Source organism: Klebsiella sp. 141240 (assembly GCF_050600805.1).
Classification (GTDB): domain Bacteria; phylum Pseudomonadota; class Gammaproteobacteria; order Enterobacterales; family Enterobacteriaceae; genus Klebsiella; species Klebsiella aerogenes.
This window is the reverse complement of record NZ_JAQIRK010000013.1, coordinates 1-18,918: the sequence shown is the minus strand read 5'-3', so window position 1 is coordinate 18,918 and position 18,918 is coordinate 1. Positions and strand designations below refer to the sequence as shown.

Below are 18,918 nucleotides of genomic sequence, written 5' to 3'. Positions count from 1 at the left end.
TTTGAAAAATGTGACTTCGGTCGATTGTAGCCTCAGCGGCGGAAAATTGTGATGATTTTTGTGTTATGCCGTTGACGGGGGTCAGAAATAGGGTAAAGAGCTCCCATATTATAGCGATCATTAGGCTTTTTTCTGTTATCCGCCGATGCATGAAAAATCCGCATAACCCTGTCGTTGACATACCCGTCCGGAAGCCTTTATATAGCTGAACTGCCTACGGAACCGTAGGTATGTATTGCTCGCGCATTTCACGCTACAGCGAAGAGTATCGTTGGGGGGTATAATGACCAGTCTCTCCCCAGGCATAGTGAAAGACGTCAGTAATTGCCAGAAGAGGTGCGTTGCCCAGGTAACCGTATTGGAGGAACCAGTCCGGGGAAAATACGTGAGGGGGAGCAACGCCGAGGCGCACAGGCATCTGGTTAAGTCTGTCGCCGGCCACAGGGGCTGAATCCCCTGGGTTGTCACCAGAAGCGTTCGCAGTCGGGCGTTTCATACTCGCGAACCGATGCGCGTCATCGGCGAACGGGTCTACAAGGTGGAGCACTTCTGGGTGACATCGTAGTTTGTTTATCGCTCTGCGCCCACCCTACTTTTCGCTCTTCCCTTGTGCCATGGCTGAGTTAATTTGGCCTGGCTTATTAAGACATTTTGTAGCGCTCCGGTTATTTCCAGCCCGAACCAGGAGCGGTTGTTCAGGAATCGTTTTAATAAGTCAGGCCCCCTGACACGAGGTTGTTATGACAGATTTAGTTGTTGCTAAGTTCGGCGGCACCAGCGTGGCCGATTTCGACGCGATGAATCGTAGCGTCGACGTCGCGCTGCTGGATGCGAATACCCGCGTAGTGGTGTTATCCGCATCGGCTGGCGTTACCAATATCTTAGTTGCTTTAGCGGCAGGGCTGGAACCCACCGAACGTTTCGCTAAGCTCGATGAAATGCGCCAAATCCAGTTCAATATTCTGGAGCGTTTACGTTATCCCAACGTTATTCGCGAAGAGATCGAGCGTCTGCTGGAAAACATTACTACCCTGGCGGAAGCCGCCTCGCTGGCCAGCTCGGAAGCCTTGACCGATGAACTGGTGAGCCACGGCGAACTGATGTCCACCTTACTGTTCGTTGAGATCCTACGCGAGCGTGGTATTGCGGCGCAGTGGTTCGACGTACGTAAAGTGATGCGCACCAACGATCGTTTCGGCCGCGCCGAACCAGATATCGCCGCGCTGGCGGAACTGACGCAGCAACAACTCACGCCACGGCTGGAAGAAGGCCTGGTGATTACCCAGGGCTTTATCGGCAGTGAAGCCAAAGGCCGCACCACCACCCTTGGCCGCGGCGGCAGCGACTACACCGCCGCGCTGCTCGGCGAAGCCTTAAACGCCAGCCGTGTCGATATCTGGACCGATGTCCCTGGGATCTACACAACCGATCCGCGCGTCGCGCCAGCGGCGAAACGCATCGATGTGATCGCTTTCGCTGAAGCCGCGGAGATGGCCACGTTCGGGGCCAAGGTATTGCATCCGGCCACCCTGCTGCCGGCCGTACGTAGCGATATCCCGGTATTCGTCGGCTCCAGCAAAGAACCTAAAGCCGGCGGCACGATGGTCTGTCATAAAACCGAAAATCCACCGCTGTTCCGCGCGCTGGCGCTGCGTCGTCGTCAAACGCTGCTGACCCTGCACAGCCTGCATATGCTGCACTCCCGCGGCTTCCTTGCAGAAGTGTTCGGTATTCTGGCGCGGCATAATATTTCCGTCGATCTGATCACCACCTCGGAAGTGAGTATTGCGCTGACCATGGACACCACCGGTTCAACCTCCGCTGGCGACACTCTGCTCACCCAGGCGCTGCTGACCGAGCTCTCTTCGCTGTGCCGCGTCGAAGTGGAAGAAAATCTGGCGCTGGTCGCCCTGATCGGCAACGAGCTATCGAAAGCCTGCGGCGTCGGTAAAGAGGTGTTTGGCGTACTGGAACCGTTCAATATCCGCATGATCTGTTACGGCGCATCCAGCCACAACCTGTGCTTCCTGGTGCCTGGCGACGACGCGGAGAAAGTGGTGCAGAAGCTGCATCATAATTTGTTTGAATAATATTCTTTTGCGCGATAAAAAATACCTATAGCCGGGCTCGAACCCGGCTTTTTTATAACAACACCAACACAACAAACACTGTCGCAAGGAATACACTATGCTCGCCACGCTTACGCGGCTGTTCCCGTTATGGGCGCTGCTGCTCTCCGTATTGGCTTATTACACGCCAACCACTTTTACCCCTATCGGCCCGTGGGTCACCACGCTGCTGATGCTGATTATGTTCGGCATGGGCGTCCATTTGAAGCTGGACGATTTTAAGCGCGTGCTGTCACGACCGGCGCCGGTCGCAGCGGGAATTTTTCTGCATTACCTGGTGATGCCGCTCGCCGCCTGGATACTGGCGCTGCTGTTCCACATGCCGCCAGAGCTCTCCGCCGGGATGGTGCTGGTCGGCAGCGTCGCCAGCGGAACCGCTTCCAACGTCATGATCTATCTGGCGAAAGGCGATGTCGCGCTGTCGGTAACTATCTCTTCCGTTTCTACGCTAGTTGGCGTGGTCGCCACGCCGCTTCTGACGCGCCTGTACGTTGATGCGCACATTCAGGTCGATGTGATGGGTATGCTGCTAAGCATCCTGCAAATCGTGGTGATCCCAATCGGCCTCGGTCTGATTGTTCATCACCTGTTGCCAAAAGTGGTGAAGGCGGTGGAGCCGTTCCTTCCCGCCTTCTCCATGCTGTGCATTCTGGCGATTATCAGCGCCGTGGTCGCCGGTTCGGCATCGCATATCGCCTCGGTTGGCCTGGTAGTCATCGTGGCGGTCATTCTGCATAACGCCATCGGCCTGCTCGGCGGCTACTGGGGCGGGCGCCTGTTCGGTTTTGATGAATCCACCTGCCGCACTCTGGCTATCGAAGTGGGTATGCAGAACTCTGGCCTCGCCGCGGCCCTCGGGAAAATTTACTTCGGCCCGCTGGCCGCCCTGCCCGGCGCGCTGTTCTCGGTATGGCATAACCTTTCCGGCTCGCTGCTGGCGGGTTACTGGTCCGGTAAGCCGACAACCAAAAAAGGCAACCAGCGCTAATCGTATACGTCCGGGCAAATGCCCGGACGTGTCTTCCCTCCCCTTGCATTCTCGCAAGGGTCAGCTATCGGTAATTCACCTATTGCCGTACACTGGACTCTCTGGTCTGATTGAGGGCACCACCATGGCACTCCCCCGCATTACACAAAAAGAGATGACCGAGCGCGAACAGCGCGAATTGAAAACGCTGTTGGACCGCGCGCGTATCGCGCACGGCCGCCCGCTGAGCAATGCGGAAACGAACAGCGTAAAAAAGGAATATATCGATAAGCTGATGGCGCTGCGCGAAGCGGAAGCGAAGAAAGCCCGCCAGGCGAAAAAACAGCAGGCTTACAAAGTAGACAAAGAGGCGACATTTTCGTGGTCGGCGAATACGCCGACCCGCGGCAGGCGTTAGCGGCCTTTCTTTTTACGTCCCGGCTGAGCGAAACGTTTACCGTTCGAGGCCGGGCGGCCTTTATCGTTGGTTTTTTCCATCTTCACCACCGGGCGCTTGATCCCGGCGGTCGCCGCTTTGGCCTTCGGTTTAGCTTTTGGCTTCGCTTCGGAAGAGGAGTTTTCAATCAGCTTGAACAGGTCGATCAGCTCATCATCGGTTAAATCGCGCCACTCACCCAGGGGAATGCCCGTCAGGCTAACGTTCATAATGCGCGTCCGCTCCAGCTTCGTGACTTCATAGCCGAAATGCTCACACATGCGGCGGATCTGACGGTTTAACCCCTGAACCAGCGTAATGCGGAACACGAACGGCGCTTCTTTCTTGACCTTACATTTCTTGGTCACGGTACCGAGAATCGGTACGCCCGCTCCCATGCCCCGAATGAATTCATCGGTAACCGGTTTATCAACGGTGACCAGATACTCTTTTTCGTGGTCGTTGCCAGCGCGCAGGATTTTGTTCACCAGATCGCCGTGGTTGGTCAGGAAAATTAACCCCTGGGAGTCTTTATCGAGACGGCCAATCGGGAACACGCGTTTACTGTGGTTCACGAAGTCGACGATATTATCGCGCTCGCCATCTTCGGTGGTGCTGACAATACCTACCGGCTTATTCAGCGCAATCAACACCAAATCATCGGCTTCTCGCGGCTCAATCAGCTGACCGTTCACTTTCACCACATCGCCAGGCTTCACCTGATCGCCAATGGCGGCGCGCTTGCCGTTGATAAAGACGTTGCCTTGTTCAATAAAGCGGTCCGCTTCGCGGCGCGAGCAAATCCCGCTTTCGCTGATGTATTTGTTTAAACGAGTAGATGAGTCGGTCAGCATAGTTTCTCCTTTGACAGCGAAATATACCTCACCTTACTGGCGATAAAAAACAGGGATGGCGTTATTCATTACCCCATTGATTGAGGAAATTGGCGATATCGTCGATACGCTGTTCGGCAATGCCTGCTTCACGGGCCATCTCCTGCTGCGCTTCCTCGCTGATCTCCTCGTTATTCATTAAGCGCGTAATCAGCAGTTGAAAGTAATGCGCCAGACAATCGCGCTCGGACTCTTTTACCGCTTCTGCGCACTCCGTTGAGTACTCATCCACGATGTCATAATATTTCAGCGGTATTTCATTGTTCATAGGTCGTCTCCGGGGGAGTTAGCGTCTGCGTTTTTCGGCCCCGATAATAACATTCAGCTTGCCTGCACCGTGAGCCATATCAGCGCCCCGACGCCGGGCCAATGATAGAATCTGCGCCAAATGACATGCTTACACAGGATGAAAAGATGGAACTGCTGTTACTGAGTAACTCTACGCTGCCGGGCAAAGCCTGGATGGAACATGCGCTGCCGCTGATTGCCGGCCAGGTCAAAGGCCGCCGTTCGGCGGTATTTATTCCCTTCGCCGGGGTGACGCAAAGCTGGGATGATTACACCGCCAAAGCCGCCGCAGTCATGGCGCCGATGGGCGTCAGCGTGACCGGTATCCACAGTGTCGCCGACCCTATCGCCGCCATTGAAAGTACCGAGATGGTCATCGTCGGCGGCGGAAACACCTTCCAGCTTCTGAAAGAGTGTCGCAGCCGCGGGCTGCTGGCGCCGATTGTCGATGTCGTCAAACGCGGGGCGTTGTATATCGGCTGGAGCGCGGGATCTAACCTCGCCTGCCCGACCATTCGCACCACCAACGATATGCCGATTGTCGATCCTCAGGGGTTTGACGCGTTAGGGCTGTTCCCGCTGCAGATTAATCCACACTTCACCAACGCGCTGCCGACCGGGCATCAGGGTGAGACCCGTGAGCAACGTATTCGCGAATTGCTGGTCGTGGCGCCGGAATTAACGGTGATTGGCCTGCCGGAGGGGAACTGGATTCAGGTCAGCGACGGACACGCCACGCTCGGCGGCCCGAACCCGACGCTGTTGTTCAAAGCAGGAGAAGAAGCGGTAACCCTGGCTGCGGGCCACCGTTTCTAGGCTGGTTGGCGAACATTACCCGGATAGCGGCGCGTTGCGCCTTATCCGGGTTACCCTGCGTACATTCAGCTAATAATCATCCCGCTCGTCGTCTTCATCCGGCTGCTCCATCACGCTATAGGCAACAGCGCAGAACAGCGAGTTCAGACGCTTCATATCGCCCAACAGCGCCAGATGCAACGTACTGGTTTCGATACTCTGCACGTTTTGCTGATGCAGGCGGTCAACGTGCGCGTGCGAGTAACGGCGGTTAAGAATACGAAAACGGTGCTTACTGCGGCGCAACCGACGGGCGCTCGGCACGTCGCCGGAAAAGAAGACCGACATTGCCAGCTGCAGGTTACTGAGCAGTAGCTCGTATAACGCATCCAACTCTTTTAACCCCTCGACGGAAAATGCGCGCCGCGCCGCCAGAGATTTATCGGCGATTTCGCTGCCCATTCGCTCGACGATGTCAGACGCCTGCTCCAGGTTGAGCGACATCTCGATAATTTCCGCCCAGCGGCGAGACTCCTCTTCCGCCAGCTCGTCCTTCGGCATCCGCGCCAGATAAAGCTTAATCGCCGTATACAGAACGTTGATATCGTCCGCCATCCGTCGCAGCTCTTTCTCTTCGCGCGGCTCGCCGTGCATCACCTTGCGCAGGCTTTCCAGCATCTGCTCCATGGCGTCGCCGATACGCAGGGTCTCACGGGCGGCATTGGCCAACGCCAGCGCCGGCGTATCCAGCGCCGAGGGATCCAGATGCTTCGGCTTGAGATGGTTATCCAGCTCCGGCTCATCGCGGATCAGGCGTTTACACAGGTTCGCCATCGGCCCGGCGAATGGCACCATCGCCACGCAGCGAATCAGGTTGTAGAAGACGTGGAAGTAGATGACCAGCTCCGACTCTTCCAGCGGCAATTTGTGCATGACATCCGCCAGTACGTGCACAAATGGCAAAATTATCAAGCTCCCCACCAGCTTGAACAGCAGGCTGCCGAGCGCCACCCGCCGCGCCGCCGCATTGGCGCCGCTGTTGTTGAGCATCGCCAGCAGGCCTGAGCCGAGGTTAGCGCCGATGACCAGGCATAGCGCCACCGGGAAAGAGATCACCCCGGTGCCGGTTAACGTTGCGGTCAGCAGCACGGCCGCCAGGCTGGAGTAACTGATAATGGCGAACACGGCGCCAATCAGCGCATCCAGCATGATATCGCCGGTCAGCGAGGCGAAAATCACCTGGACGCCGTTGGCCTGGGTAATCGGATGCACCGCCTGGACGATGAGCTCCAGCGCCAGTAGGATAAGCCCAAGACCGATACCGACCCGCCCAAGCTGACCCGCGCGGGTCTGTTTACGCCCGAGGAAGAAAATAACGCCGATAAATATCAGCAGCGGCGATAGCCAGGAGAGGTCGAAGGTCAGTACCCTCGCCATCAGCGCCGTCCCCACATCCGCACCCAGCACCATGACCAGCGCTGGCGCCAGCGCGACCAGATCCTGGGCCACAAACGACGTCACCAGCATGGTGGTGGCGTTACTGCTCTGCACCAGCGCGGTGACGCCAATCCCCGCACAAAAGGCGAGCGGTTTTTTCTCCACGCTACTGCTGAGCACGGTACGCAGGCGCGCGCCAAAGACGCGCATCACGCCAGTACGCACAATATGGGTCCCCCACACCAGTAGGGCTACGGCGGAAAGTAGGTGTAGCAGCGTTAACACAGAATCAGCTTCTCCTTATCGTTATAAGTGTTCCTGAGGTTTAAACCTCCCTTCAGTATAAGGGGTTAACTTCAATAAAGAGACAAGGCGCTCAAAGAGCGCCCTGTCTGACTGCTGGCAAAGAAGGAAAAAGCGTGGTTTTTCCTTCTTTGTGGTTATCAGCCGAAAATCAATAAATTGATTTTCCATGTTTTTTATCTGGCGCAATCGGTAAGTCCAACGGTTGCATGAGGATTGTCATCAACCTCAAGGCGCTCAAAGAGCGCCCTGTTTGTTGTAACGAAACATATTTCGTTAGTCAGCATCATAGCCGAGGTTAGGTGCAAGCCAACGCTCAACTTCCGCCGCCGTCATCCCTTTACGCAGGGCGTAATCTTCCACCTGGTCGCGCTGGATCTGCGCTACGGCGAAGTACTTACTATCAGGATGGCTGAAGTACCAGCCGGAAACCGATGCGCCAGGCCACATGGCGAAGGACTCGGTGAGCTTCATGCCGGTATGCGCTTCCACATCCAACAGTTCCCAGATGGTCGCTTTCTCGGTGTGTTCCGGGCAGGCCGGGTAACCGGGCGCCGGGCGGATCCCCTGGTAGTTTTCGCGGATCAGCTCTTCATTGCTGAGGTTCTCATTGGCCGCATAGCCCCAGTAAACCTTACGCACCTTCTCATGCAGATACTCGGCGAAGGCTTCCGCCAGGCGGTCGGCGATGGCTTTGACCATGATCTTGTTATAGTCGTCGTGCTGCGCTTCATAGGCTTCCGCCAGCGCGTCTTCTTCCAGCCCGCCGGTCACCGCGAAAGCCCCGATATAGTCCGCTTTACCGCTCAGCTTCGGTGCGACAAAATCGGCGAGGCAGTAGTTCGCGAAGCCGACTTTTTCGGTTTGCTGGCGCAGGTGATGGCTGACCGTCAGCACGTGGGTGCGGGTTTCATCACGATAGATTTCCACGTCGTCGCCAACGCGGTTGGCCGGGAACAACCCGACCACGCCGCGCGGGTTGAGCGTTTTTTCGGCGCTGAGTTTATCCAGCAAATCGTTGGCGTCTTTAAACAGGCGTTGCGCCTCTTCACCCACCACTTCATCTTCCAGGATACGCGGATATTTACCCGCCAGCGACCAGGTCATAAAGAACGGCGTCCAGTCGATGTAGTTACGCAACGTTTCAATGCTGGCTTCCACCTCCTGCACGCCCAGACGGTGGGCTACCGGCGGCGTGTAGCTCTCCCAGTCAAACGCCAGATCGTTTTCCCGCGCCGCCTGCAGAGTCACAGGCGGCGTGCGCGGCTTTTTGCGCCCGTGCTGAATACGCACCGTTTCATACTCTTTACGCGTACGGGCGACAAAATCATCGCGCTGGGTTGCCGACAGCAGGGCTGAGACCACCCCTACGGTACGCGAGGCGTTCTGCACGTAGACCGTCGGGCCACTGTAGTTCTGTTCGATTTTCACCGCGGTATGGGCTTTCGAGGTCGTCGCCCCGCCAATCAGCAGCGGGATGGTGAAGCCCTGACGCTCCATCTCTTTCGCCACGTTGACCATTTCGTCCAGCGACGGCGTGATAAGCCCGGAGAGGCCAATCAGATCGGCGTTTTCTTCGCGCGCGGTACGCAGGATTTTCTCTGCCGGCACCATCACGCCGAGATCGATAATTTCGTAGTTGTTGCACTGCAGCACTACACCGACGATGTTTTTACCAATATCGTGCACATCGCCTTTCACGGTGGCGATCACCATCTTACCGTTGCTGGAGCCCTGTTCTTTGCTGGCTTCGATGTAAGGTTCGAGGTAGGCCACCGCCTGTTTCATCACCCGCGCGGATTTTACCACCTGCGGCAGGAACATTTTGCCTTCGCCGAACAGGTCGCCGACCACGTTCATGCCGTCCATCAGCGGCCCTTCAATCACCTCAATCGGCCGTTCGGCCTGCTGGCGCGCCTCTTCCGTATCCTGCTCGATAAATTCGGTAATCCCTTTGACCAGCGAGTATTCAAGACGTTTTTTCACGTCCCAGCTGCGCCATTCCGCCTGCTGAGCGTTAGCGCCGTCGTCCACTTTGCTGCCGCGATATTTTTCCGCCAGCTCAAGCAATCTTTCGGTGCTGTCATCGCGGCGGTTAAGAATCACATCTTCAACCGCGTCGCGCAGCTCGCCCGGCAGATCGTCGTATATCGCCAGTTGGCCAGCATTGACGATGCCCATGTCCATACCGTTGCGGATAGCGTAGTAGAGGAAGACGGCGTGGATCGCTTCACGTACCGGATCGTTACCGCGGAACGAGAACGACACGTTGGAGACGCCGCCGGAAATCAGCGCATGCGGCAGCTCGCGTTTAATGTCTTCGCAGGCGCCGATAAAGTCCTGAGCGTAGTTATTGTGCTCTTCAATACCGGTGGCGACGGCAAAAATGTTGGGGTCGAAGATAATATCTTCCGGCGGGAAGCCGACCTCTTCGGTGAGGATTTTGTAGGCGCGACGGCAAATTTCGATTTTGCGCTCGCGGGTATCGGCCTGGCCCACTTCATCAAAGGCCATGACCACCATTGCCGCGCCGTAGCGGCGAACCAGCTTAGCGTGATGAATAAAGAGTTCGACGCCCTCTTTCATCGAGATCGAGTTAACGATGCCCTTGCCCTGAATACACTTGAGCCCTTTTTCGATGACTTCCCACTTGGAGGAGTCGATCATAATCGGCACGCGGGCAATATCCGGTTCACCCGCTATCAGGTTGAGGAAACGCACCATCGCCGCTTCGGCATCGAGCATCCCCTCATCCATGTTGATATCGATAATCTGCGCGCCGCTTTCCACCTGCTGACGCGCCACGTCCAGCGCTTCGCTGTATTTCTCTTCTTTGATTAAGCGCTTAAATTTAGCGGAGCCGGTAACGTTGGTCCGCTCGCCCACGTTGACGAACAAACTATCGTCGCCGATGTTCAGCGGCTCCAGGCCCGACAGACGGCAGGCAACCGGGAGTTCAGGCAGCTGGCGCGGCGGCAAGCCCTCTACCGCCCGGCTCATGGCGGCGATATGTTCCGGGGTGGTGCCGCAACAGCCGCCGACAATATTAAGGAAACCTGCCTGCGCCCATTCGCGAATTTGCGCCGCCATGGTGTCGGCATCCAAATCATATTCGCCGAAGGCGTTCGGCAGGCCGGCGTTCGGGTGCGCGGTAACGTAGCATTCGGCGATCCGCGAAAGCTCCTGCACGTACTGGCGCAGCTCATCTGGCCCCAGCGCGCAGTTCAGGCCGAAGGTCAGGGCATCGGCGTGGCGCAGCGAATTATAGAACGCTTCGGTCGTCTGCCCGGACAGTGTACGTCCGGAGGCATCGGTGATAGTGCCGGAAATCATAATCGGCAGCTCGACGCCAAGCGCCTCAAATTCTTCTTTGACCGCGAAAATCGCCGCTTTGGCGTTCAGGGTGTCAAAGACCGTTTCAATCAGAATGAGATCCGAGCCGCCTTCCACCAGTGCTTTGGTGGATTCACGATAGGCGGCCACCAGCTGATCGAACGTAATATTCCGAAATGCCGGATCGTTGACGTCCGGAGAAATAGAAGCGGTGCGGTTGGTCGGCCCGAGCACCCCCGCCACATAGCGCGGTTTTTCCGGCGTACGCGCGGTCCATGCATCGGCGCTGGCGCGAGCCAACTTCGCGGCGGCAAAGTTGATTTCTGCCGACAGGGATTCCATCTGGTAATCCGCCATCGCGATGGTTGTCGAGTTGAAGGTGTTGGTCTCGATAATGTCCGCGCCGGCGGCGAAATAGGCGTCGTGGATCTCGCGGATGACCTCAGGCTTGCTGAGCACCAGCAGGTCGTTATTGCCTTTCAGGTCGCACGGCCAATCGGCAAAGCGTTCGCCGCGGAAATCCTGCTCACTCAGACGATAGCCCTGGATCATGGTGCCCATGCCCCCGTCCAGAACCAGAATGCGTTCTCTTAACTGCTGATGTAATTGTTCTACTTTGTTACTCACACAGACTCCCGACAGCGCTCAACTCAGACCAAAAAGCCAACAAACCATACTGGCATAAACCAACCTGCCGGAAAAGGAAACCTGCAGCAACATGAGACAAGTTCAACTTCACTCCTCCGATCAGTCTGGTTGTGATTGCATTATCGCCAAATAAAACGAAAATCATTTCCACGATACAGAAAAAAGGAGTTCATCATGGCTACCCCGGTTCCCGCCAAACGCGGCAGAAAACCCGCCGCTGCCGCCCCTGCAGCTCAGGCTGGCGGGCAAGTGCAGTCGCTTACCCGCGGTCTGAAACTGCTTGAATGGATTTCTGAATCGCATAGCAGCGTCGCGCTCACCGAACTGGCGCAGCAGGCGGGGCTACCTAACTCCACCACCCATCGTCTGCTTACCACCATGCAGCAGCTCGGTTTTGTGCGCCAGGTCGGCGAGCTGGGGCACTGGGCGATTGGCGCGCATGCGTTTGTCGTCGGCAGCAGCTTCCTGCAAAGCCGCAATCTGCTGGCCATCGTCCATCCTATTCTGCGCCAGCTGATGGAAGATTCCGGCGAAACGGTCAACCTGGCGGTACTGGATAAAAGCGATCATCAGGCGATTATCATCGACCAGGTGCAATGTACGCAGCTGATGCGCATGTCGGCGCCGATTGGCGGCAAATTGCCGATGCACGCGTCAGGCGCCGGAAAAGCGTTTCTGTCGCAGTTGAGCGAAGAAGAGGTCACCACGCTGCTACATCGGAAAGGGCTGCATGCTTACACCCACGCCACCCTGGTTTCTCCGGTACATTTAAAAGAGGATTTGGCCCAGACGCGTAAACGCGGCTATTCATTTGATGATGAAGAACATGCGCTGGGGCTGCGCTGTATCGCTTCCTGCATTTACGACGAACACCGCGAGCCGTTCGCCGCAATCTCCATCTCCGGGCCGATTTCACGCATGACCGATGATCGGGTGACCGAGCTTGGCGCGCTTGTCATTAAGGCCGCCAAGGAAGTCACGTTGGCATACGGCGGGGTTAAATAATAAAAATGCCCCAGAGGGGCATTTTAAGTAGGCCTGATAAGCGTAGCGCCATCAGGCAGATCGGCGCACCTTGCCGGATGGCGGCGTAAACGCCTTATCCGGCCTACTGTCGGCGCCATAGCGCACGCTAAAACGCTGCTTACGCCGATAAGCGTAAACATCTTCCACGTGCCCGTTTTTAATTCGCGTCTGTAATTCGCGCCAGTAATCGGCACGCAGCAAATCCGCGTGCATCTCCTCCAGTAGCGGCCCGATTCGCGGATCGGCGCACAGCCAGTGGCGAAACTCTTCCGGGAAGACATCGCCTGGGGACACGCTATACCAGGGTTCACTGGCCAGCTCATCTTCCGGATAGCGCGGCGGCGGAATGTCGCGGAAATTCACCTCGGTCATATAGCAAATTTCATCGTAATCGTAGAATACCACCCGTCCGTGGCGCGTGACGCCGAAGTTTTTGAACAGCATGTCGCCGGGGAAGATATTGGCGGCCGCCAGTTGGCGAATGGCATTACCGTACTCTTCTACCGCGTCGCGCAGCGCCTGGCCTTCCACCTGCTCCAGCCAGATATTGAGCGGCACCATCCGTCGTTCAATATAAAGATGACTGATGGCAATGCGATCGCCGAGGTCGGTCAACTTATTCCCCGCTTCCGCCTGCAACAGCGCCATCAGCTCGGGCGCAATTTGTCGCTTATCGAGCACAAAGTTTTCAAATTCCTGAGTATCCGCCATTCGCCCGACGCGGTCGTGTTCTTTGACCAGCTGATAGCAGGCACGAACGTGGGCGGCGGTCATCTCTTTTTGCGGCGAAAAGCGGTCTTTAATCACCTTAAATACCCGGTCGAATCCCGGCAGGGTAAAGACCAACATCACCATCCCACGGATGCCCGGCGCTTCGATAAACTGCTCATCGCTGCGGGTAACATAGTGCAGGTACTCGCGATAACTTTCCGTTTTAGCATGCTTCTGACAGCCAATCGCCATATACAGCTCGGCGGTAGTTTTTCCCGGCAGAATCTCGCGCAGCCATTCAACCAGCGCCGCGGGCAGCGGCGCGTAGACCATGAAATAGGAGCGGGCGAAACCAAAGACGATACTCGCCTCGGCGTGGGTCGTCAGGCAGGTATCAACAAATAGCTCTCCGTCATCGCTACGATGTATCGGCAGCAGGAACGGCAGCGTCGCCATCGGCGTAACCAGTTTACCTACCAGCCAGGCGGCTTTATTACGATAAAACAGCTCATTCGCCACCTGCAGATGCGACTGCGACAACAGTTCTCCACCGAGAGCTTCACGTAAATGACTGACGATATAACCGATATCACGCCCTTTGTTTTGCCACGGCAGGCGCAGCGGCAAATCGGCAAGCAGGTTATGCATCAGGTATTCCCAGCCGCGTTCGGGATAAAAGTCCTTCGCCAGCGGTCGCGAAATCGTGCGAAAACGACGTTCCGGCTGGGAGCTAAAAATAAAGAGCCGCTCGGGGGTCAGCGAGCGGTGGTCAAACAGTCGGCAGTAGACCGAGTTGAAAAAGCTCTCCGCAATTTCAAAGCGAGGGTAATCCGGCAACAGTTGGGTGTACTGCTGTTTCACCCGCAGAAGAAAATCGACGTCGGTACTTTTCCCTTCGGTAATGCAGCGCAGCTGTTCTACCACCAGACCCACGTGGTGATCGTAGAGGTGGATACGCTGCTTCATCGCCTGCTGCACGGCGTGCCAGTCCGCTTGTTCGAAGCGCTGCTGTGCGCCGGAAGTGACTTCCAGAAAACGCCCGTACTGGGCGTCGAATCCCTGTAAAATGGTTTGGGCAATCAGTAGTTCCAGGCCACGCGTCATCGCTTTCCCCCATCCGGCACAACATCATGCCGGATGGCGCGTTAGCTTATCCGGCCTACACTTTTGTAGGCCCGGTAAGCGCAGCGCCACCGGGCATTGCTTAAAACTGTGATTCTTCGGTCGAGCCGGTCAGCGCCGTTACCGACGAGGTCCCCCCCTGGATAATGGTGGTCACTTTGTCGAAGTACCCGGTGCCCACTTCCTGCTGATGCGAGACGAAGGTGTAGCCTTCCGGCCCGGCGGCAAACTCCGGCTGCTGAACCTTTTCGACATAGTGACGCATGCCTTCGCCCTGCGCGTAGGCGTGAGCCAGGTCGAACATGTTGAACCACATGCTGTGGATACCCGCCAGGGTAATGAACTGGAATTTATAGCCCATATCCGACAGCTGCTGCTGGAAGCTGGCGATGGTTTTATCGTCGAGATTTTTCTTCCAGTTAAAAGATGGCGAGCAGTTATAGGCCAGCAGCTTGCCCGGGAAGCGGGCGTGGATCGCCTCGGCAAAACGGCGTGCCTGTTCAATGTCCGGTTTGGAGGTTTCACACCATACCAGGTCAGCGTAAGGGGCGTAGGCCAGGCCGCGGCTGATTGCCTGTTCGATTCCGGCATGGGTGCGATAAAAACCTTCGCTGGTGCGATCGCCGGAGATAAACTCGCGATCGTAAGGATCGCAATCCGAGGTAATCAGGTCAGCGGCATCGGCGTCGGTACGGGCGATAAGCAGCGTCGGCACGCCCATCACATCCGCCGCCAGGCGCGCGGCGACCAGCTTCTGAATCGCCTCTTGTGTCGGCACCAGCACCTTGCCGCCCATATGTCCGCACTTCTTCACCGACGCCAGCTGATCTTCGAAATGCACGGCCGCTGCACCGGCCGCAATCATCGATTTCATCAGCTCAAAGGCGTTCAGCACGCCGCCAAAACCGGCTTCCGCATCGGCGACGATCGGCAGGAAATAGTCGATAAAACGCGGATCGTGCGGCTCAATCCCCGCCGCCCACTGGATCTGATCGGCGCGACGGAAGGTGTTATTGATCCGATCAACCACCGACGGCACCGAGTTAGCCGGGTACAACGATTGATCCGGGTACATACTGGAGGCCAGGTTGGCGTCGGCGGCGACCTGCCAGCCAGACAAGTAGATGGCTTCAATGCCCGCCTTCGCCTGCTGCAGCGCCTGACCGCCGGTTAACGCGCCAAGGCTGTTGATATAACCCTTTTTCGCTTCACCATGCAGCAGACGCCACATTTTCGCCGCGCCAAGCTGCGCCAGCGTGCATTCCGGGTTCACCGAGCCGCGTAACTTCACCACCTCTTCCGCGCTGTATGGGCGGGTAATGCCTTCCCAGCGCGGGTTCGTCCACTCTTTATTTAATTCTTCGATTTGTTGGGTACGGGTTTTCATGTGCAGATGCTCCATATTGTGATGGGGTGAATTACGCCAACAGGCGGTAACCTGGCAGAGTCAGGAAGTCGATCAGTTCGTCGGAAGTGGTGATTTGCTCCATCAGCCGCGCCGCATCGTCAAAGCGACCGTGGCTGAAGCGGTGTTCCCCCAACTCTTCCTGAATCACCATCAGCTCTTCAGCCAGCCACTGGCGGAACAGCGCCTTGGTAACCGGTGTGCCGTCATTCAGGGTTTTCTGGTGATGGATCCACTGCCAGATAGAGGTACGCGAAATCTCAGCCGTCGCCGCATCTTCCATCAGGCCGTAAATCGGTACGCAACCGTTGCCGGAGATCCAGGCCTCAATGTACTGCACCGCTACGCGGATATTGGCGCGCATGCCGGCTTCAGTACGCTCGCCCTCGCAGGGAGCCAGCAGCTGCTCGGCTGTAATCGGCGCGTCGTCATTGCGGGTAACAAACAGCTGGTTAGGATGTTCACCCAGTACGCGGTTAAAGACGTTCATCGCCGTATCCGCAAGGCCCGGATGCGCAATCCAGGTGCCATCGTGGCCATTGTTGGCCTCCAGCTCTTTATCGGCGGTGACTTTATTTAGCACCTGACGATTGCGTTCGGCATCTTTGCTCGGGATAAACGCCGCCATACCGCCCATCGCGAAGGCGCCGCGCTTATGGCAAGTCTTAATCAGCAGGCGTGAATAGGCGCTCAGGAAAGGTTTATCCATCGTCACCACCTGGCGATCCGGCAGGACACGGTCGGGGTGATTTTTCAGCGTCTTGATATAACTGAAGATATAGTCCCAGCGCCCGCAGTTCAGGCCAACAATATGGTCGCGCAGCGCATGCAGGATTTCATCCATCTGGAATACTGCCGGCAGCGTCTCAATCAGCAACGTGGCCTTAATGGTGCCCCGCGGCAGCTCAAAACGATCCTCGGTGAAACTGAAGACTTTGCTCCACCATGCCGCCTCTTGCCAGGACTGGGTTTTCGGCAGATAGAAATAGGGGCCGCTCCCTTTCGCCAGTAGCGCCTGGTAGTTGTGGAAGAAATAGAGCGCAAAATCGAACAAACTGCCGGGAATCGCCTCACCACGCCAGGTAACGTGCTTCTCCGGCAGATGCAGGCCGCGAACGCGGCAGACCAGTACCGCGGGATCGGGCTGCAACTGATAAATTTTCCCCGCTTCGTTGGTGTAGCTGATGGTGCCATTGACCGCATCGCGCAGATTGATTTGGCCATCAATCACTTTGTGCCAATCCGGCGCCAGCGAGTCTTCGAAATCAGCCATAAAGACTTTAACGTTAGCATTCAGGGCGTTAATTACCATCTTGCGTTCAACCGGACCGGTGATTTCTACGCGGCGGTCCTGCAAATCGGCCGGAATACCGCGTATCTTCCAGTCACCATTACGAATGGAAGCCGTTTCCGAAATAAAATCAGGAAGATTACCACCATCAATGGCCTGCTGTTGCAGGACGCGTGCCGCCAACAGCTGATTACGCTCAGGCATAAAACGGCTCACCAGTTCCGTCAGGAACTCCACCGCTTCCGCAGTCAGAATTTGCTTCTCCTGCTCGCCATAAGGCTGGCTGAAGGCCAGTTCATCGGTCATTGTCGCCTGGTGCGTCATTGTGCAGCTCCTCTTGGTTGATCCTGGTAGCGCGAGCGAAAGATCGTTGTCTGCTTTTCGCTCAGCACAATTAAGACTACTCAAGAATTTTTCAAAATCAAAAACAATTTCCATTTTTAATTTAAAATCAATTCAACACTTTGATAACAAAGAAATTAAAGTTTAAATAGAAGGGGAAGTGATTTTCGGAAATAAAAAAGGCACCCTAAGGTGCCTGAGGCGAGATGCTGAAACGCTTTAGGATCGTACGCGCTGGTAGATTAATCCAGCGTTGGATTCATATGACGCAGATCGTATGGTGTGATTTGGTAGACGTAATAGTTAAGCCAGTTAGCAAATAGGAGATTGCCATGGCTGCGCCAGGTCGCCCGCGGTTTATTGTTTGGATCGTTATTCGGGAAGTAGTTGTCCGGAAGCTGTGGCGCTAAACCAGCCTCCAGATCGCGGAAGTATTCACTTGCCAGGGTATGCGGATCGTATTCAGGGTGACCGGTAACAAAAGCGATACGTTTATCTTTGCTGGCGAAAAGATAGGCATCGCCATCTTCGGTTTCAGCAAGAATGTCGAGGTCGGTGTAATCACGAATCAGCCCGGCCGGGAAGTCGGCATAGCGCGAATGAGGCGCAAGGAAGGTGTCATCAAACCCGCGAGTCAGCAGCGCATGCGGGTGCAAAATATGGTGTTCATAAACGCCAGAGATCTTTTCGGTACGAGTTTGCTTGGGGATACCATAAAGAATATTCAGCGCCGCCTGTACCGCCCAACAGACAAATAGTGTTGACGTGACGTGATCCTTAGCCCACTCCAGTACCTGTTTGATCTGTGGCCAGTAGGCGACATCGTTAAATTCAACCAGCCCCAACGGCGCGCCGGTAACAATAAGACCATCGAAGTTCTGCTCGCGAATGTCGTCAAAGTTGCAGTAAAAGTTATTCAGATGCTCCGTCGGCGTATTACGCGACTCACGCGCATCGATGCGTAGCAGTTGGATATCGACCTGTAGCGGCGAGTTCGACAGCAGCCGCAGGAACTGATTCTCCGTCTCGATCTTCTTTGGCATTAGATTGAGAATTAACACCTTCAGCGGGCGGATTTCCTGAGTGGTGGCACGCGATGTCGTCATCACGAAGACGTTTTCATCGCGCAAGAAATTGACGGCCGGTAGCTCGTCCTGCACCCGAATTGGCATAGCTGTATCACCCCATTACATACGTATAAACGTTTAGACATCCAGATAGCTGACAATAACCAGGAATAAGCAAAATGTCGAGTCTGCAAGTGGAAGGTGAGAAAGTTTCAAGGAGGATTTAAAAGGTTGGATCTCACGCAGGCAGTGCAGGCCGGGGAAGTATTGATATGGTCGCTTTCCCCGGGGGCGGCGCGAGGCGCCTTTCCCGGGCTACTGGTTGCTACGCGGTCTGTAGCCCCGGTAAGCGCAGCGCCACCGGGGAGATGGCGGCGCGTCTGGCCGCAAAACACAAAAACAAAAGGCCCAGTCTTCCGACTGAGCCTTTCGTTTTATTTGATGCCTGGCAGTTCCCTACTCTCACATGGGGAGACCCCACACTACCATCGGCGCTACGGCGTTTCACTTCTGAGTTCGGCATGGGGTCAGGTGGGACCACCGCGCTATCGCCGCCAGGCAAATTCTGTTTACCAGCCCGTCATAACGACGCACTGATTAATCTGTATCAGGCTGAAAATCATCTCAAATCGCCAAAACATCTTCGGCGTTGTAAGGTTAAGCCTCACGGTTCATTAGTATCGGTTAGCTCAACGTATCGCTACGCTTACACACCCGACCTATCA

13 protein-coding genes, 1 rRNA gene and 1 riboswitch are annotated in these 18,918 nt (G+C 56.1%); of the genes, 5 read left to right on the top strand and 9 right to left on the bottom strand.

Features of this window, described 5'->3' with window-relative positions; translation table 11 throughout:
- Nucleotides 1-323: 323 nt before the first annotated feature.
- Nucleotides 324-557, top strand: a riboswitch (Lysine riboswitch).
- Between the two features lie 183 nt (nt 558-740).
- The 3 genes from lysC (at nt 741) to PGQ95_RS19805 (ending at nt 3,514) form a co-directional block, all read left to right on the top strand.
- Entirely contained in the window at nt 741-2,090 is a 1,350-nt protein-coding gene (gene lysC / locus PGQ95_RS19815) for a lysine-sensitive aspartokinase 3 (RefSeq protein WP_087858850.1), read from the top strand.
- Between the two features lie 97 nt (nt 2,091-2,187).
- Complete coding sequence (panS, locus tag PGQ95_RS19810; protein WP_048229785.1) at nt 2,188-3,117, top strand: ketopantoate/pantoate/pantothenate transporter PanS; 930 nt, start codon at nt 2,188-2,190, stop codon at nt 3,115-3,117.
- Between the two features lie 124 nt (nt 3,118-3,241).
- On the top strand, nt 3,242-3,514 hold the full coding sequence (locus PGQ95_RS19805; protein ID WP_020079883.1) for a DUF3811 domain-containing protein: 273 nt from the start codon (nt 3,242-3,244) through the stop codon (nt 3,512-3,514).
- Here PGQ95_RS19805 and rluF read toward each other — a convergent pair.
- Both rluF and PGQ95_RS19795 read right to left on the bottom strand, forming a co-directional pair.
- Complete coding sequence (rluF, locus tag PGQ95_RS19800; protein WP_213317898.1) at nt 3,511-4,386, bottom strand: 23S rRNA pseudouridine(2604) synthase RluF; 876 nt, start codon at nt 4,384-4,386, stop codon at nt 3,511-3,513. The genes PGQ95_RS19805 and rluF overlap by 4 nt on opposite strands.
- Nucleotides 4,387-4,447: 61 nt before the next feature.
- Nucleotides 4,448-4,693, bottom strand: coding sequence for a YmjA family protein (locus tag PGQ95_RS19795; protein ID WP_020079884.1), 246 nt, complete (start codon nt 4,691-4,693; stop codon nt 4,448-4,450).
- A 146-nt stretch (nt 4,694-4,839) separates the two neighbouring features.
- On the opposite strand from PGQ95_RS19795, the gene pepE reads away from it, so the two are divergent.
- On the top strand, nt 4,840-5,529 hold the full coding sequence (gene pepE / locus PGQ95_RS19790) for a dipeptidase PepE (protein ID WP_047046472.1): 690 nt from the start codon (nt 4,840-4,842) through the stop codon (nt 5,527-5,529).
- Nucleotides 5,530-5,598: 69 nt separating this feature from the next.
- Here pepE and PGQ95_RS19785 read toward each other — a convergent pair whose 3' ends face one another.
- Both PGQ95_RS19785 and metH read right to left on the bottom strand, forming a co-directional pair.
- Entirely contained in the window at nt 5,599-7,230 is a 1,632-nt protein-coding gene (locus PGQ95_RS19785) for a Na/Pi cotransporter family protein (protein ID WP_015368796.1), read from the bottom strand.
- A 294-nt stretch (nt 7,231-7,524) separates the two neighbouring features.
- Nucleotides 7,525-11,208: a methionine synthase gene (gene metH, locus PGQ95_RS19780; protein ID WP_411326038.1), complete on the bottom strand. Its 3,684-nt coding sequence runs from the start codon at nt 11,206-11,208 to the stop codon at nt 7,525-7,527.
- 195 nt (nt 11,209-11,403) lie between these two features.
- Here metH and iclR point away from each other — a divergent pair, with 195 nt between their 5' ends.
- Nucleotides 11,404-12,234, top strand: coding sequence for a glyoxylate bypass operon transcriptional repressor IclR (iclR, locus tag PGQ95_RS19775; protein WP_020079887.1), 831 nt, complete (start codon nt 11,404-11,406; stop codon nt 12,232-12,234).
- A 51-nt stretch (nt 12,235-12,285) separates the two neighbouring features.
- On the opposite strand, the gene aceK is transcribed toward iclR, so the two are convergent.
- The 5 genes from aceK to rrf form a co-directional block, all read right to left on the bottom strand.
- On the bottom strand, nt 12,286-14,070 hold the full coding sequence (gene aceK, locus PGQ95_RS19770) for a bifunctional isocitrate dehydrogenase kinase/phosphatase (RefSeq protein ID WP_430919102.1): 1,785 nt from the start codon (nt 14,068-14,070) through the stop codon (nt 12,286-12,288).
- 100 nt (nt 14,071-14,170) lie between these two features.
- Nucleotides 14,171-15,475 carry an isocitrate lyase gene (gene aceA / locus PGQ95_RS19765; protein WP_430919100.1) on the bottom strand — a complete coding sequence of 435 codons (1,305 nt, stop codon included), beginning with the start codon at nt 15,473-15,475 and terminating at the stop codon, nt 14,171-14,173.
- A 31-nt stretch (nt 15,476-15,506) separates the two neighbouring features.
- On the bottom strand, nt 15,507-17,108 hold the full coding sequence (gene aceB, locus PGQ95_RS19760; RefSeq protein ID WP_087859663.1) for a malate synthase A: 1,602 nt from the start codon (nt 17,106-17,108) through the stop codon (nt 15,507-15,509).
- A gap of 260 nt (nt 17,109-17,368) precedes the next feature.
- Complete coding sequence (gene metA, locus PGQ95_RS19755; protein ID WP_045396850.1) at nt 17,369-18,298, bottom strand: homoserine O-acetyltransferase MetA; 930 nt, start codon at nt 18,296-18,298, stop codon at nt 17,369-17,371.
- 338 nt (nt 18,299-18,636) lie between these two features.
- Nucleotides 18,637-18,752 (bottom strand): 5S ribosomal RNA (gene rrf / locus PGQ95_RS19750).
- Nucleotides 18,753-18,918 lie beyond the last annotated feature (166 nt).